General features: G+C 48.9%; 14 protein-coding genes. 6 read left to right on the plus strand and 8 right to left on the minus strand.

Annotated features, from left to right (window positions below; translation table 11 throughout):
* Positions 1-75: 75 nt before the first annotated feature.
* Positions 76-258 (plus strand): hypothetical protein, encoded by a 183-nt coding sequence (locus MJO57_RS09290; RefSeq protein WP_252024778.1) that lies wholly within the window; start codon positions 76-78, stop codon positions 256-258.
* Position 259: 1 nt separating this feature from the next.
* Here MJO57_RS09290 and MJO57_RS09295 read toward each other — a convergent pair whose 3' ends face one another.
* Positions 260-520, minus strand: a complete 261-nt coding sequence (locus MJO57_RS09295; RefSeq protein ID WP_252024780.1) for a hypothetical protein — start codon at positions 518-520, stop codon at positions 260-262.
* Positions 521-1,011: 491 nt separating this feature from the next.
* On the opposite strand from MJO57_RS09295, the gene MJO57_RS09300 reads away from it, so the two are divergent.
* On the plus strand, positions 1,012-3,207 hold the full coding sequence (locus MJO57_RS09300) for a hypothetical protein (protein WP_252024782.1): 2,196 nt from the start codon (positions 1,012-1,014) through the stop codon (positions 3,205-3,207).
* Between the two features lie 6 nt (positions 3,208-3,213).
* Here MJO57_RS09300 and MJO57_RS09305 read toward each other — a convergent pair whose 3' ends face one another.
* The 5 genes from MJO57_RS09305 to MJO57_RS09325 all read right to left on the minus strand — a co-directional run bounded on the left by MJO57_RS09305 (position 3,214) and on the right by MJO57_RS09325 (position 7,786).
* Positions 3,214-3,633 (minus strand): hypothetical protein, encoded by a 420-nt coding sequence (locus MJO57_RS09305; RefSeq protein ID WP_252024784.1) that lies wholly within the window; start codon positions 3,631-3,633, stop codon positions 3,214-3,216.
* 385 nt (positions 3,634-4,018) lie between these two features.
* Entirely contained in the window at positions 4,019-4,774 is a 756-nt protein-coding gene (istB, locus tag MJO57_RS09310) for an IS21-like element helper ATPase IstB (protein ID WP_252017309.1), read from the minus strand.
* Positions 4,775-4,786: 12 nt separating this feature from the next.
* Positions 4,787-6,340 carry an IS21 family transposase gene (istA, locus tag MJO57_RS09315; RefSeq protein ID WP_252017310.1) on the minus strand — a complete coding sequence of 518 codons (1,554 nt, stop codon included), beginning with the start codon at positions 6,338-6,340 and terminating at the stop codon, positions 4,787-4,789.
* A gap of 506 nt (positions 6,341-6,846) precedes the next feature.
* Positions 6,847-7,329, minus strand: coding sequence for an IS1595 family transposase (locus tag MJO57_RS09320; protein WP_252026893.1), 483 nt, complete (start codon positions 7,327-7,329; stop codon positions 6,847-6,849).
* Complete coding sequence (locus tag MJO57_RS09325) at positions 7,298-7,786, minus strand: transposase (protein WP_252018524.1); 489 nt, start codon at positions 7,784-7,786, stop codon at positions 7,298-7,300. Before MJO57_RS09325 ends, MJO57_RS09320 begins: the two co-directional genes overlap by 32 nt.
* 121 nt (positions 7,787-7,907) lie before the next feature.
* On the opposite strand from MJO57_RS09325, the gene MJO57_RS09330 reads away from it, so the two are divergent.
* The 3 genes from MJO57_RS09330 (at position 7,908) to MJO57_RS09340 (ending at position 11,365) form a co-directional block, all read left to right on the plus strand.
* Positions 7,908-8,270 (plus strand): hypothetical protein, encoded by a 363-nt coding sequence (locus tag MJO57_RS09330; RefSeq protein ID WP_252024786.1) that lies wholly within the window; start codon positions 7,908-7,910, stop codon positions 8,268-8,270.
* A 69-nt stretch (positions 8,271-8,339) separates the two neighbouring features.
* Positions 8,340-9,773, plus strand: a complete 1,434-nt coding sequence (locus MJO57_RS09335) for a hypothetical protein (RefSeq protein ID WP_252017872.1) — start codon at positions 8,340-8,342, stop codon at positions 9,771-9,773.
* An 11-nt stretch (positions 9,774-9,784) separates the two neighbouring features.
* Entirely contained in the window at positions 9,785-11,365 is a 1,581-nt protein-coding gene (locus MJO57_RS09340; RefSeq protein WP_252024788.1) for a hypothetical protein, read from the plus strand.
* 158 nt (positions 11,366-11,523) lie between these two features.
* Here the strand turns inward: MJO57_RS09340 and MJO57_RS09345 are convergent, their stop codons facing one another.
* Positions 11,524-11,685 carry a hypothetical protein gene (locus tag MJO57_RS09345; RefSeq protein WP_252024790.1) on the minus strand — a complete coding sequence of 54 codons (162 nt, stop codon included), beginning with the start codon at positions 11,683-11,685 and terminating at the stop codon, positions 11,524-11,526.
* A 590-nt stretch (positions 11,686-12,275) separates the two neighbouring features.
* Here MJO57_RS09345 and MJO57_RS09350 point away from each other — a divergent pair.
* Positions 12,276-13,889 (plus strand): hypothetical protein, encoded by a 1,614-nt coding sequence (locus MJO57_RS09350; protein WP_252024792.1) that lies wholly within the window; start codon positions 12,276-12,278, stop codon positions 13,887-13,889.
* Positions 13,890-14,047: 158 nt separating this feature from the next.
* On the opposite strand, the gene MJO57_RS09355 is transcribed toward MJO57_RS09350, so the two are convergent.
* Complete coding sequence (locus MJO57_RS09355; RefSeq protein WP_252024790.1) at positions 14,048-14,209, minus strand: hypothetical protein; 162 nt, start codon at positions 14,207-14,209, stop codon at positions 14,048-14,050.
* Positions 14,210-14,573 lie beyond the last annotated feature (364 nt).

Genomic DNA, 14,573 nt, shown 5'->3' on the forward strand with positions numbered 1-14,573 from the left:
CTCTTATCAAAAATCATCTGTCTGGATATAACTTGAACAGCGAGTACCTGTAGTTAACAGCTCATCTTTCTCAGCATGGAACTGCTTGTATCCTTTCGTAAGAAGCTGGCTGAATTTCCCACTGGAAATAGAGATTCCGAGGTTCCATTCCTGACTGATCCCTGCGGAACACCGGTGGCAGCAATGGGTATGGATTTTTCCGCCGATGACTTTCGGGGCTGTTTTCGCCGCTTTCTGGTTTCTCGTTGGGTTTTTTAACCTACTGCTTTAGCAAGGTGTCTGAACTGGCTCCATCGTTACCCTCAGGAGCGGATAGATCGCCATCAGAGCTGCCGGTGTCATCATCGGGAGGTTTGGTGCTCGGTTTGATGTCAGGCTTTGCTGGCAGTTTTTTTAGACGACGAATCTCGGCTTCAAGCAATTCTACCTGTTCTTTGAGCTGAATGATCTGCTCTTGCTGCTGAGTGATGAATCTCAGTAGATCTTCAGGTTGTAGCTGCTGGTGTTCTGAAAAAGCCATGCTGAGAGGATAGACGACTGACCGAAGTTATCCTGCTTCCAGCGTTTTTTGAGAACTTACTGGTAAAAACACCGGATAAAATCTGACCATCGCTGCCGTCATGGCCTGAGTTGTGACGGTAATTCGATCATCAATGAACTAAAAGGCTGTTTCCTGTGTCTGAGCTGACACGATTTAATGAATAAAATTAATAAACTATGATCCCACTCTATAATGAATCAAGTCTGGTGATGGGGAGTGCGAATTCCAGAGGGTTACCTTCTGGTAGTGATCACACAATATCATCAAGACCCTCAAGCTCTTTCTATTCAGGTCGGCACGTATCAAGACAAGAACCCATTGGGAACAGCCTCCCAACCATCGATAATTATGAGCCCCCTAAAGAAAAAGTATCTTTAAAGAGAAATGTTTCTCACATTGAAGATGCAGTAGAGGATGAAAAATTAAAAAGAAAACGACCGAATTGTGAAAATGAGTATCAACAAGATTCATTGATAACGACTTTAGATCAATTAAAGAGCCTTTGCCAGGAACGCAAAATCACCGTCAAACCAACGCTGGACAAGCTGGTTAATTCTTGCCCGAATGAGTCGAAAGTCCAACTGGTATCCAAGCTTGGCATCTTTTTTAGTAGTGTGGAAAGAACAGTTAAAAACACGGGCACGATTACCAGCATGCTCTTGAAGTGCGAAGGAAGCCCAGGAACAAAGAAAAACATTAACGAGTTTCTGAGTATTGAAGACCGTGATGTACAAGCAATAGCATGTTATCCATTTATTACATCCATTTCTTCCATCTGTAATGGTAAAGGCTTTCCCAAAGCCGGGGACGTGGACACGCTGCTGAAGCTACCGAGCCTCCAGAAGGATGGCCAATTTGACCGGCAACTGCTGAGCTCCATTTCTTCCATGATGAGTGGCCGGGGCTTTCCCAAAGCCGGGGACGTGGACACGCTGCTGAAGTTACCGAGTCTCCAGAAGGATGGCCAACTTGACCGGCAACTGCTGAGCTCCATTTCTTCCATGATGAGTGGCCGGGGCTTTCCCAAAGCCGGGGACGTGGACACACTGCTCAAGCTACCGAGCCTCCAGAAGGGTGGCCAGCTTGACCGGCAACTGCTGAGCTCCATTTCTTCCATCTGTCATGGTAAAGGCTTTCCCAAAGCCGGGGACGTGGACACGCTACTGAAGCTACCGAGCCTCCGGAAGGATGGCCAGCTTGACCGGCAACTGCTGAGCTCCATTTCTTCCATCTGTCATGGTAAAGGCTTTCCCAAAGCCGGGGACGTGGACACGCTGCTGAAGCTACCGAGCCTCCAGAAGGATGGCCAGCTTGACCGTCAACTGCTGAGTTCGATTTCTTCCATGATGAAAAGCCGGGGCTTTCCCAAAGCCGGGGACGTGGACACGCTGCTGAAGCTACCGATCCTCCAGAAGGATGGCCAGCTTGACCGGCAACTGTTGAGCTCCATTTCTTCCATCTGTCATGGAAAAGGCTTTCCCAAAGCCGGGGACGTGGACACGCTGCTGAAGCTACCGAGCCTCCAGAAGGATGGCCAGCCTGACCGGCAACTGCTGAGCTCCATTTCTTCCATCTGTAATGGTAAAGGCTTTCCTAAAGCCGGGGACATGGACACGCTGCTGAAGCTACCGAGCCTCCAGAAGGATGGCCGGCTTGACCGGCAACTGCTGAGCTCCATTTCTTCCATCTGTCATGGTAAAGGCTTTCCCAAAGCCGGGGAAGTGGACACGCTGCTGAAGCTACCGAGCCTCCAGAAGGATGGCCAGCTTGACCGGCAACTGCTGAGTTCCATTTCTTCTATCTGTAATGGTAAAGGCTTTCCCAAAGCCGCGGACGTGGACACGCTTCTGAAGCTACCGAGCCTCCAAAAGGATGGCCAGCTTGACCGGCAACTGCTGAGCTCCATTTCTTCCATGATGAGTGGCCGGGGCTTTCCCAAAGCCGGGGACGTTGACACGCTGCTTAAGCTACCGAGCCTCCGGAAGGATGGCCAGCTTGACCGGCAATTGTTGAACTCCATTTCTTCCATGATGAGTAGCCGGGGCTTTCCCAAAGCCGGGGAAGTGGACATGCTGCTGGACATGCTGCTGAAGCTACCGAGCCTCCGGAAGGATGGCCAGCTTGACCGGCAACTGCTGAGTTCCATTTCTTCCATGATGAGTAGCCGGGGCTTTCCCAAAGCCGGGGAAGTGGACACGCTGCTGAAGCTACCGAGCCTCCAGAAGAATGGCCAGCTTGACCGGCAACTGCTGAGCTCCATTTCTTCCATGATGATAAGCCGGGGCTTTCCCAAAACCGGGGATATAAACACGCTGCTGAAGCTACCGAGCCTCCAGAAGGATGGCCAGCTTGACCGGCAACTGCTGAGCTCCATTTCTTCCATGATGAGTAGCCGGGGCTTTCCCAAAGCCGGGGACGTGGATACGCTGCTGAAGCTACCGAGCCTCCATAAGGATGGCCAGCTTGACCGGCAACTGCTGAGATCCATTTCTTCCATCTGTCATAGTAAAGGCTTTCCGAACGAGAATTTTGTTTCACGAATTATAGAATCTATAGGTCTCAAGAATCTGGAACTACCAGAATATATTGATGAACTCCTTTCATCAGAGAATTTTGTTATCGATGAAAACTTTTGGGATTCACTTTCAATAGATGAAATACTCTGACTCTTATCAAAAATCATCTGTCTGGATATAACTTGAACAGCGAATACCTGTAGTTAACAGCTCATCTTTCTCAGCATGGAACTGCTTGTATCCTTTCCTTTCGTAAGAAGCTGGCTGAATTTCCCACTGGAAATAGAGATTCCGAGGTTCCATTCCTGACTGATCCCTGCGGAACATCCGTGGCAGCAATGGGTATGGATTTTTCCGCCGATGACTTTCGGGGCTGTTTTCGCCGCTTTCTGGTTTCTCGTTGGGTTTTTTAACCTCCTGCTTTAGCAAGTTGTCTGAACTGGCCCCATCGTTACCCTCAGGAGCGGATAGATCTCCATCAGAGCTGCCGGTGTCATCATCGGGAGGTTTGGTGCTCGGTTTGATGTCAGGCTTTGCTGGCAGTTTTTTTAGACGACACATCTCGGCTTCAAGCAATTCTACCTGTTCTTTGAGCTGAATGATCGGCTCTTGCTGCTGAGTGATGAATCTTCGTAGATCTTCAGGTGTGGCTGCTGGTGTTCTGAAAAAGCCATGCTGAGAGGATAGACGACTGACCGAAGTTATCCTGCTTCCAGCGTTTTTTGAGAACTTACTGGTAAAAATACCTGATAAAATCTGACCGTCGCTGCCGACATGGCCTGAGTTGTGACGGTAATTCGATAATTAATGAACTAAAAGTCTGTTTCCTGTGTCTGAGCTAACACGATTTAATGAGTAAAATCTATAAATTATGATCCCACTGCGTATTCTGGTTAACTTGAACACCTATTCTGTTTCATTTGAACACCCTGAACTCCTTACACATTGCCCAGTGTGATTTTTAGACCAGGTGTTCAACTGCGTCCAATTTTCCAAGCTTTTTGCGCATGGATTCGCCTTTGAGTTCAATCCGGTGGGCATTGTGCATAAGCCGGTCAAGAATGGCGTCGGCCAGAGTTTCATCACCAATGCTGGCATGCCACTTCCGGGTGGGCAATTGACTGGTAACCAACGTGGAACCTTGCTCGTGCCTGTCATCCATGACTTCCAGCAGATCGTTCCTTTGTTGCTGCGTCAGTGGTTCCAGGCCCCAGTCGTCCAGAATCAGCAAGTCTACTTTTGCCAGTTGTTTCAACTGCCTGCTGTAGCTGCCATCACCGTGGGCAAGGATCAGTTCATCCAGTAGCCTGGACATCCGATAGTACCGGACACTGTAGCCTTTCAGACAAGCCATGTGCCCAAGGGCGCAGGCCAGGTAGCTCTTACCGGAACCACAAGGTCCGGTGATCAACAGGTTCCTGTACCGGTCAAGCCAGCCTCCTCCAGACAGGCTGGCCATCTGGTTCTGTTTGAGACCTCTGGGGTGTTCATAGTCAATGTCGTGTATCCGGGCAGCCAGTTTAAACCGGGCGCTTCTGAGCAGCCGAGCCAGACGTTTATTGTTTCGCTCTGTTTCTTCCTGCTCAGTAAGCAACGACAGTCGTTCTTCAAAGCTAAGGCTACTGTAGGTGCCCGGCTGGTCCAGCTGTTGATTGAGGGCATCTGCCATTCCGGTCAGTCGCAGTGACCTAAGGCGAGCCAGTGTTTCATTGATCATGTTCGCCTCCGGTTATTGATAGCAAATAGCGCCACGAATATTTTCGTGATCATCATGCAAGGGACCTGTCGTTTGTTTTAACTGTGGCTCCAATGGCATCAGGTCTTTGCCTGACTGGAGGATTGATCGGACATTTTTTAACCGATAACCCCCGATGTTCCTGGCATGGGCGCAGGCGTTGTTGAGTCGTTCAGTTCCATATTCCCGCTGCAGGTTTAGCAGCCCCAATGAAGCTCGATAGGCTTGTTCAGGATGCTCCTTGCTATCCAGCAGTGATTGAATAAAACAATAGACTTCCTGACCAATGTCGTTAGCCCAGTTAAGTAAACGCTCAGGCGTCCAATCCTGATGGTGACGATGTCGTTCCGGCATATGAACTGCTAACGTCGTAAATCCACGTGTGTGCTTGCGAGCGTGGCTGGCCACCACTTTACCGTTAGCGTAGATCGTGACGCAGTGCTCAGTCGCCTGTACTTCTACTTCCTGCCTGGCAAGCTGATGGGGAACCGAGTAGGCGTGCCCCTTGCAGATAATATGATAATCCACATTCACCCGGGCCTTGATAAACTCAGCGAACACAAAAGATTGCTTCGGCAGTGGCTTGAGGGCTGGTTCATCCAGTTGTTCAAACGCACTACGTCGCGTTCCTGGCAACTGCTTAAAGGGCTTCAGGTTCAGTTCGATTAACAGCTCACGTATCCGCAGGTTCAGCTCTGCCAGGGTAAAGAACATTTCATGACGAAGCCTGGCCAGTATCCACCGCTCCACTACCTGTACACCGACTTCTGCTTTGGCCTTGTCTTTGGGTTTGTAGGGGCGTGCCGGAATGACTGCCACCTGGTAGTGACAAGCCAGGTGCTGGTATGATGGGTTGAGATCCGGCTCGTACCGACAGGCTTTGATAACTGCGCACTTTGGGTTGTCTGGCACAACAATTTCTGGCACCCCACCAAAGAACTCAAAGGCCCGTTCATGAGACCCCAGCCAGTCCTCTGTTTTTTGTGACAGAGTCGCTTCAGCGTAGGTATAGTTGGACGCTCCCAGCACTGCCACAAATATCTGGGCATTGTGGGCAATTTCGCCGGTGTCCGGGTTGATGATTGGCATGGTTGGCCCGGCATAATCAACAAATAACTTTTCACCTGCATTGTGCAGCTGTCGCATAGATCGCTTTTGACAACCACGCCACTGATTGTAACGGTGACAGTACTGGGCATAGCTGTAGGCATTGAGGGGGTGGGCCTGACAGTATTCTTCCCAGAGTCGTTGTTTGGTCACTTCCTTGCGCTTCAGTTCCTGATGCACCTCAGCCCAGTCAGGATCAATCAACCCTTTTCGATTGGCTATCGAGGCATCGGGAAACAGCGCCTGAATAAGCTCAGGCTCAGATATATCCTCTGCCAGGGGCCAGCTTAATTCCGATTCCTGAAAGGCCTTAACGTAGTTGGATACCGTCCCCACACTGACCCGTACACTGCGGGAAATTTGTCGGAAGCTGAGTTGGCTGCCAAACCGCATCCGGAGTATTTCTAGTAGCTTACGCATGGTAATCCTGTTTTCTGTCATGGCCGGTTCCCTCTCTTGGTACAGATAAGAACGGCCAAAGTTATGGAAAATCAATGCATAAGAAGATATTTGTTAGCTGTATTAGACCGGTTTATGGTCTGTTGAACAGCGTTTCTGGAAGCTTGAACGGTGATTCTGGAAATCATCAAAAAGTGTTCAAAAGAAACCAGAATAGGTGTTCAAGTGTTACCAGAATGGGTGTTCAAGTGTTACCAGAATGAGTGTTCAAGAGTTACCAGAATATGCACCCACTCTATAATGAATCAAGTCTGGCGAAGGGGAGTGCGAATTCCACAGGGTTACCTTCTGGTAGTGATCACACAACACCATCAAGCTCTTTCTATTCAGGTCGGCACGTATCAAGACAGGAATCCATTGGGAACAGCCTCCCAACCATCGATAATTATGAGCCCCCTAAAGAAAAAGTATCTTTAAAGAGAAATGTTTCTCACATTGAAGATGCAGTACAGGATAAAAAATTAAGGCTCTTTTCCAATTCCAGACTGCTATGTAACCAGCAAGTTGACTAAGGGCTGAAGAAGACTTTTGCCTCTTCGGCCAATATTATGCAAAAACTCAAAAAAGCCAAGGTAAAGGGGTAAAGCCTCTTGGGATATTCCCCTGTGAGGCCTTAGCCACGAGCGTAGAAGTGACCAAAACCCCTCCATAGTATTAACATGCACCTCGTAAATACCGTCTTTGTCATCATCACGAGCATACTCACCTTTGCCGTGACAGACCGTTTTATGTCTGAAGCCCCAGCTTTCAAGGTCATCATAGATGTTGTATTCATCGGTATAAATCTGGCTCTGTGGGGCTACGTGTTTCTTGATAAATGGTTCGATTGTCGCCTTCTTAACGTTCGACAGCATGTTGATAATGACCTGACCTCCCCTTTGAATCATTCCCAATACCGGCGGTTTGTCTTTTTCAAGAGTCCCACGGCCCGGAGCGCCTTTAAGCCTTCTTTTTCTCGGTGGACGATCCAGATTTTTTTAATGCTTCAGGGTGTCCCTTGTGACCAGCTACAATGTAGACCTCGTCGAATTCAACTTCGCCATCAAGAATCACTTCAGGCTTTCGGTCAACAACACCATTTCGTAAGACTGTGGTCATATGGTGTGCATCACTGACACACAGATCAAGTTCCTGAGCTATCTGGCTGTTGGAGACGTTCAGCCCCATTAAATAGAGACAGGCAATCCAGACTTTGAGTGGTCGGTGGTGTCCTGCGAAAACCGTATTTGTCAGGTCATCGAAGTAGCGCTTACAGGACTTACAGTAATAGTGCTGGCACTCTACCTGCACATTGTCGTGTCCATTCTTTTTGACATTCTCAGAATCACAGTGCGGACAGAGAACAGTGCCATCTGGCCAGCGGTTCTCACGGATCATCTCAAAGCAGGTGTCATTACTGATGATATCTGAGATTCGGCCTATATTCATGGTCAATGCTGGCGATGGCTAATTATATCCACCAAGGATAGTTCAGCAGTTCGGAATTCGAAAAGAGCCAAAATTAAAAAGAATACGACCAGATCGTGAAAATGAATACCAACAAGATTCATTGGTAGCGACTTTAGATCAATTAAAGGGCCTTTGCCAGGAACGCAAAATCACCGTCAAACCAACGCTGGATAAGCTGGTTAATTCTTGCCCGAAAGAGTCGAAAGTCCAACTGATATCCAAGCTTGGTCTTTATTTTAGTAGTGTGGAAAGCACAGTTAAAAACACGTGTACGATTACCAGCATGCTCTTGAAGGACAAAGGAATCACAAGAACAAAGAAAAACATTGACGACTTTCTAAGTATTGAAGACCGTGATGTACAAGCAATAGCATGTTATCCATTGGGTGAAAGTCTCATATTGATCACACCCACAGGCCTTGAGCTACAGCAAACAGACGTAACACCAAATTTTTCAAACTGAATGGAGAGCAGCCAAACACAGCTATGATTCTAACAGCAAACAAAGAGTCAACTGTGAGAGGCCGCTCCGATGGAAGTATGTCAGCCACTAACCAAAGTCGCCAATGATTCCTGTCCTGCTATTGACCAACTGCAGCAAAAACTGACCCTCCTTCGTCAGTCCAATAATCCAATCCAGCATTTTGAGGATCATGAAAACGAGATTCACTCCCTCTTTATTCAGGCGGAGCGAGAAATACTGGCAGAAGAACTGCAAAAATTAGACATCAATAAAGCCTCTGTCGAAGTGAATGGGGTCGTGTATCACCAGGCATTACGCAGCTATCAAACCTACCAGTCAGCAGCAGGACCTGTCCGGGTATTGCGCAGCCTCTACCGCAATGCCGGGGATAAGTGCATTGTCCCTTTAGAGCTCAAGGCTGGCGTTGTAGAAGGCTACTGGTTACCAAAGGCTGCGAAGCAAGCAGCATGGATGGTTGCCCAGTTGCCGCCCGCGGACGTAAAAAGCTTACTCGATCTAATGGGGAATATGTCACCCTCAACCAGCTCTCTGGCACGTCTTCCCAAAAAACTCAACGAACAATGGGAGCAGCACCTTGACCCTTTCGAGACCCTTCTCGCGGAGAATCTCACAGTACCGCCTGACGCGGTGACGGTAGCTGCTTCCCTTGACGGTGTGATGCTACCAATGAAAGACGGCAAGCGTCAGGAGAAACGTGAAAAGAGTGTTGCTGATGGCAAACGTACCCGAGGGCCAGCAGGTTGTCAGGAGGCCAGTTGTGGAACACTGTCGTTTTACGATGACCAGGGAGATCGCCTCTCTACGATCAGGATGGGACGAATGCCTGAAAGCAAGAAAGCGACATTGAAAAAATCCCTTTCAAACCTTCTGGATAAGGTGCTTCAGCAAAAGCCAAATCTGACTCTGGTCAAAGTGGCAGATGGAGCCCGGGACAATTGGACATACTTCACCAAAGAGCTACCGGAGGGAGAAGAAATTGTTGATTATTACCATGCGGCAGAACACCTGAAGAAGGCATTTGACCTGGCTTACGGTGAAAATAGCGCGAAGTCCAAAGAGAAATTCAGCACCTACCGACATATCCTGAAGGAGGAGCCGGGTGGGGTTGAAAAAATAATCAAGGCACTGGCTTACCAGCATAGCAAGCATCCCCGCCGATCGAAATTAAAGACAGAGTTAAAGTACTTCAGAAAAAACCGGTTACGGATGAATTATGCAGAACACCTGTCGCGCAACCTGCCCATAGGCTCAGGGGTCATTGAGGCGTCCTGTAAAACGCTGGTTACACAGCGAATGAAGTGTTCGGGAATGCGTTGGCGGTGTCCCGGGGGGCAAGGCATTCTGACACTCAGGTCACTAATTCAAAGTGGTTGGTTCGACTGTGGCTGGATGCTGCTGTCGGTAACGTACCGGGCCAAGGTAAATATGGTCAGTGATAATGTGATTCCATTTTCATCAGGGAAGGGTGATATTGAACGTTAGTACTCATCAATATGAGACTTTCACCCTATCCATTTATTAAATCCATTTCTTCCATCTGTAATGGTAAAGGCTTTCCCAAAGCCGGAGACTTGGACAGGCTGCTGAAGCTACCGAGCCTCCAGAAGGATGGCCAGCTTGACCGGCAACTGCTGAGCTCCATTTCTTCCATCTGTCATGGTAAAGGCTTTCCCAAAGCCGAGGATGTGGACACGCTGCTGAAGTTACCGAGCCTCCAGAAGGATGGCCAGCTTGACCGGCAACTGCTGAGCTCCATTTCTTCCATCTGTAATGGTAAAGGTTTTCCCAAAGTCGGGGACGTGGACACGCTGCTGAAGCTACCAAGCCTCCAGAAGGATGGCCAGCTTGACCGGCAACTGCTGAGCGCCATTTCTTCCATGATGAAAAGCCGGGGCTTTCCCAAAGCCGGGGACGTGGATACGCTGCTGAAGCTACCGAGCCTCCAGAAGAATGGCCAGCTTGACCGGCAACTGCTGAGCTCCATTTCTTCCATCTGTAATGGTAAAGGCTTTCCCAACGCCGGGGACTTGGACACGCTGCTGAAGCTACCGAGCCTCCAGAAGGATGGCCAGCCTGACCGGCAACTGCTGAGCTCCATTTCTTCCATCTGTAATGGTAAAGGCTTTCCCAAAGCCGGGGACGTGGACACGCTGCTGAAGCTACCGAGCCTCCAGAAGGATGGCCAGTTTGACCGGCAACTGCTGGGCTCCATTTCTTCCATGATGGGTCGCCGGGGCTTTCCCAAAGCCGGGGACGTTGACACGCTGCTGAAGCTACCGAGCCTCCAGAAGGATGGCCAGCTTGACCGGCAACTGCTGGGCTCCATTTCTTCCATGATGGGTCGCCGGGGCTTTCCCAAAGCCGGGGACGTGGACACGCTGCTGAAGCTACCAAGCCTCCAGAAGGATGGCCAGCTTGACCGGCATCTGCTGAGCTCCATTTCTTCCATCTGTAATGGTAAAGGCTTTCCCAAAGCTGGGGACGTGGACACGCTGCTGAAGCTACCAAGCCTCCAGAAGGATGGCCAGCTTGACCGGCAACTGCTGAGCTCCATTTCTTCCATGATGAGTAGCCGGGGCTTTCCCAAAGCCGGGGACGTGGACACGCTGCTGAAGCTACCGAGCCTTCAGAAGAATGGCCAGTTTGACCGGCAACTGCTGAGCTGCATTTCTTCCATGATGCGTAGCCGGGGCTTTCCCAAGGCCGGGGACGTGGACACGCTGCTGAAGCTACCGAGCCTTCAGAAGGATGGCCAGCTTGACCGGCAACTGCTGAGCTGCATTTCTTCCATCTGTCATGGTAAAGGCTTTCCCAAAGCCGGGGACGTGGACACGCTGCTGAAGCTACCAAGTCTCCAGAAGGATGGCCAGCTTGACCGGCAACTGCTGAGATCCATTTCTTCCATCTGTAATGGTAAAGGCTTTCCGAACGAGAATTTAGTTTCACAAATTATAGAATCTATAGGTCTCAAGAATCTGGAACTACCAGAATATATTGATGAACTCCTTTCATCAGAGAATTTTGATTTCGATGAAAACTTTTGGGATTCACTTTCAATAGATGAAATACTCTGACTCTTATCAAAAATCATCTGTCTGGATATAACTTGAACAGCGAATACCTGTAGTTGATCCCTGCGGAACATCGGTGGCAGCAATGGGTATGGATTTTTCCGCCGATGACTTTCGAGGCTGTTTTCGCCGCTTTCTGGTTTCTCGTTGGGTTTTTTAACCTACTGCTTTAGCAAGGTGTCTGAACTGGCCCCATCGTTACCCTCAGGAGCGGATAGATCTCCATCAGAGCTGCCGGTGTCATCATCGGGAGGTTTGGTGCTCGGTTTGATGTCAGGCTTTGCTGGCAGTTTTTTTAGATGACGAATCTCGGCTTCAAGCAATTCTACCTGTTCTTTAAGCTGAGTGATCGGCTCTTGCTGCTGAGTGATGAATCTTCATAGATCTTCAGGTTGTAGCTGCTGGTGTTCTGAAAAAGCCATGCTGAGAGGATAGACGACTGACCGAAGTTATCCTGCTTCCAGCGTTTTTTGAGAACTTACTGGTAAAAACACCGGATAAAATCTGACCATCGCTGCCGTCATAGCCTGAGTTGTGACGGTAATTCGATAATTAATGAACTAAAAGGCTGTTTCCTGTGTCTGAGCTGGCACGGTTTAATAAATAAAGTTTATAAATAATGATCCCACTCTATAATGAATCAAGTCTGGCGACGGGGAGTGCGAATTCCACAGGATTACCTTCTGGTAGTGATCACACAACACCATCAATACCGTCAAGCTCTTTCTATTCAGGTCGGCACGTATCAAGACAAGAACCCATTGGGAACAGCCTCCCAACCATCGATAATTATGAGCCCCCTAAAGAAAAAGTATCTTTAAAGAGAAATGTTTCTCACATTGAAGATGCAGTACAGGATGAAAAATTAAAAAGAAAACGACCGGATTGTGAAAATGAGTATCAACAAGATTCATTGATAACGACTTTAGATCAATTAAAGAGCCTTTGCCAGGAACGCAAAATCACCGTCAAACCAACGCTGGACAAGCTGGTTAATTCTTGCCCGAATGAGTCGAAAGTCCAACTGGTATCCAAGCTTGGCATCTATTTTAGTAGTGTGGAAAGAACAGTTAAAAACACGGGCACGATTACCAGCATGCTCTTGAAGTGCGAAGGAAGCCCAAGAACAAAGAAAAACATTAACGAGTTTCTGAGTATTGAAGACCGTGATGTACAAACAATAGCATGTTATCCATTTATTACATCCATTTCTTCCATCTGTAATGGTAAAGGCTTTCCCAAAGCCGGGGACTTGGACATGCTGCTAAAGCTACCGAGCCTCCAGAAGGATGGCCAGCTTGACCGGCAACTGCTGAGCTCCATTTCTTCCATGATGAGTGGCCGGGGCTTTCCCAAAGCCGGGGACGTGGACACGCTGCTGAAGCTACCGAGCCTCCAAAAGGATGGCCAGCTTGACCGGCAACTGCTGAGTTCCATTTCTTCCATCTGTAATGGTAAAGGCTTTCCCAAAGCCGGGGACGTGGACACGCTGCTGAAGCTACCGAGCCTCCAGAAGGATGACCAGCTGGACCGGCAACTGCTGAGCTCCATTTCTTCCATGATGAAAAGCCGGGGCTTTCCCAAAGCCGGGGACGTGGAAACGCTGCTGAAGCTACCGAGCCTCCAGAAGGATGGCCAGCTTGACCGGCAACTGCTGAGTTCCATTTCTTCTATCTGTAATGGTAAAGGCATTCCCAAAGCCGGGGATGTGGACATGCTGCTGAGGTTACCTGGCCTCCAGAAGGATGGCCAGCTTGACCGGCAACTGCTGAGCTCTATTTCTTCCATCTGTAATGGTAAAGGCTTTCCCAAAGCCGAGGACGTGGACACGCTGCTGAAGCTACCAAGCCTCCAGAAGGATGGCCAGCTTGACCGGCATCTGCTGAGCTCCATTTCTTCCATCTGTAATGGTAAAGGCTTTCCCAAAGCTGGGGACGTGGACACGCTGCTGAAGCTACCAAGCCTCCAGAAGGATGGCCAGCTTGACCGGCAACTGCTGAGCTCCATTTCTTCCATGATGAGTAGCCGGGGCTTTCCCAAAGCCGGGGACGTGGACACGCTGCTGAAGCTACCGAGCCTTCAGAAGAATGGCCAGTTTGACCGGCAACTGCTGAGCTGCATTTCTTCCATGATGAAAAGCCGGGGCTTTCCCAAAGCCGGGGACGTGGATACGCTGCTGAAGCTACCGAGCCTCCAGAAGGATGGCCAGCTTGACCGGCAACTGCTGAGCTGCATTTCTTCCATCTGTCATGGTAAAGGCTTTCCCAAAGCCGGGGACGTGGACACGCTGCTGAAGCTACCAAGTCTCCAGAAGGATGGCCAGCTTGACCGGCAACTGCTGAGATCCATTTCTTCCATCTGTAATGGTAAAGGCTTTCCGAACGAGAATTTAGTTTCACAAATTATAGAATCTATAGGTCTCAAGAATCTGGAACTACCAGAATATATTGATGAACTCCTTTCATCAGAGAATTTTGATTTCGATGAAAACTTTTGGGATTCACTTTCAATAGATGAAATACTCTGACTCTTATCAAAAATCATCTGTCTGGATATAACTTGAACAGCGAATACCTGTAGTTGATCCCTGCGGAACATCGGTGGCAGCAATGGGTATGGATTTTTCCGCCGATGACTTTCGAGGCTGTTTTCGCCGCTTTCTGGTTTCTCGTTGGGTTTTTTAACCTACTGCTTTAGCAAGGTGTCTGAACTGGCCCCATCGTTACCCTCAGGAGCGGATAGATCTCCATCAGAGCTGCCGGTGTCATCATCGGGAGGTTTGGTGCTCGGTTTGATGTCAGGCTTTGCTGGCAGTTTTTTTAGATGACGAATCTCGGCTTCAAGCAATTCTACCTGTTCTTTAAGCTGAGTGATCGGCTCTTGCTGCTGAGTGATGAATCTTCATAGATCTTCAGGTTGTAGCTGCTGGTGTTCTGAAAAAGCCATGCTGAGAGGATAGACGACTGACCGAAGTTATCCTGCTTCCAGCGTTTTTTGAGAACTTACTGGTAAAAACACCGGATAAAATCTGACCATCGCTGCCGTCATAGCCTGAGTTGTGACGGTAATTCGATAATTAATGAACTAAAAGGCTGTTTCCTGTGTCTGAGCTGGCACGGTTTAATAAATAAAGTTTATAAATAATGATCCCACTCTATAATGAATCAAGTCTGGCGACGGGGAGTGCGAATTCCACAGGATTACCTTCTGG

The sequence above is a fragment of the Endozoicomonas sp. SCSIO W0465 genome (assembly GCF_023716865.1).
Classification (GTDB): Bacteria; Pseudomonadota; Gammaproteobacteria; order Pseudomonadales; family Endozoicomonadaceae; genus Endozoicomonas.

Coding starts and splice junctions, on each gene's coding strand:
- MJO57_RS09295 (WP_252024780.1), bottom strand. CDS start 520: ATGGCTTTTTCAGAACACCAGCAGCTACAACCTGAAGATCTACTGAGA.
- MJO57_RS09340 (WP_252024788.1), top strand. CDS start 9,785: ATGAGACTTTCACCCTATCCATTTATTAAATCCATTTCTTCCATCTGT.
- MJO57_RS09290 (WP_252024778.1), top strand. CDS start 76: ATGGAACTGCTTGTATCCTTTCGTAAGAAGCTGGCTGAATTTCCCACT.
- MJO57_RS09335 (WP_252017872.1), top strand. CDS start 8,340: ATGGAAGTATGTCAGCCACTAACCAAAGTCGCCAATGATTCCTGTCCT.
- istA (WP_252017310.1), bottom strand. CDS start 6,340: ATGACAGAAAACAGGATTACCATGCGTAAGCTACTAGAAATACTCCGG.
- MJO57_RS09325 (WP_252018524.1), bottom strand. CDS start 7,786: ATGAATATAGGCCGAATCTCAGATATCATCAGTAATGACACCTGCTTT.
- istB (WP_252017309.1), bottom strand. CDS start 4,774: ATGATCAATGAAACACTGGCTCGCCTTAGGTCACTGCGACTGACCGGA.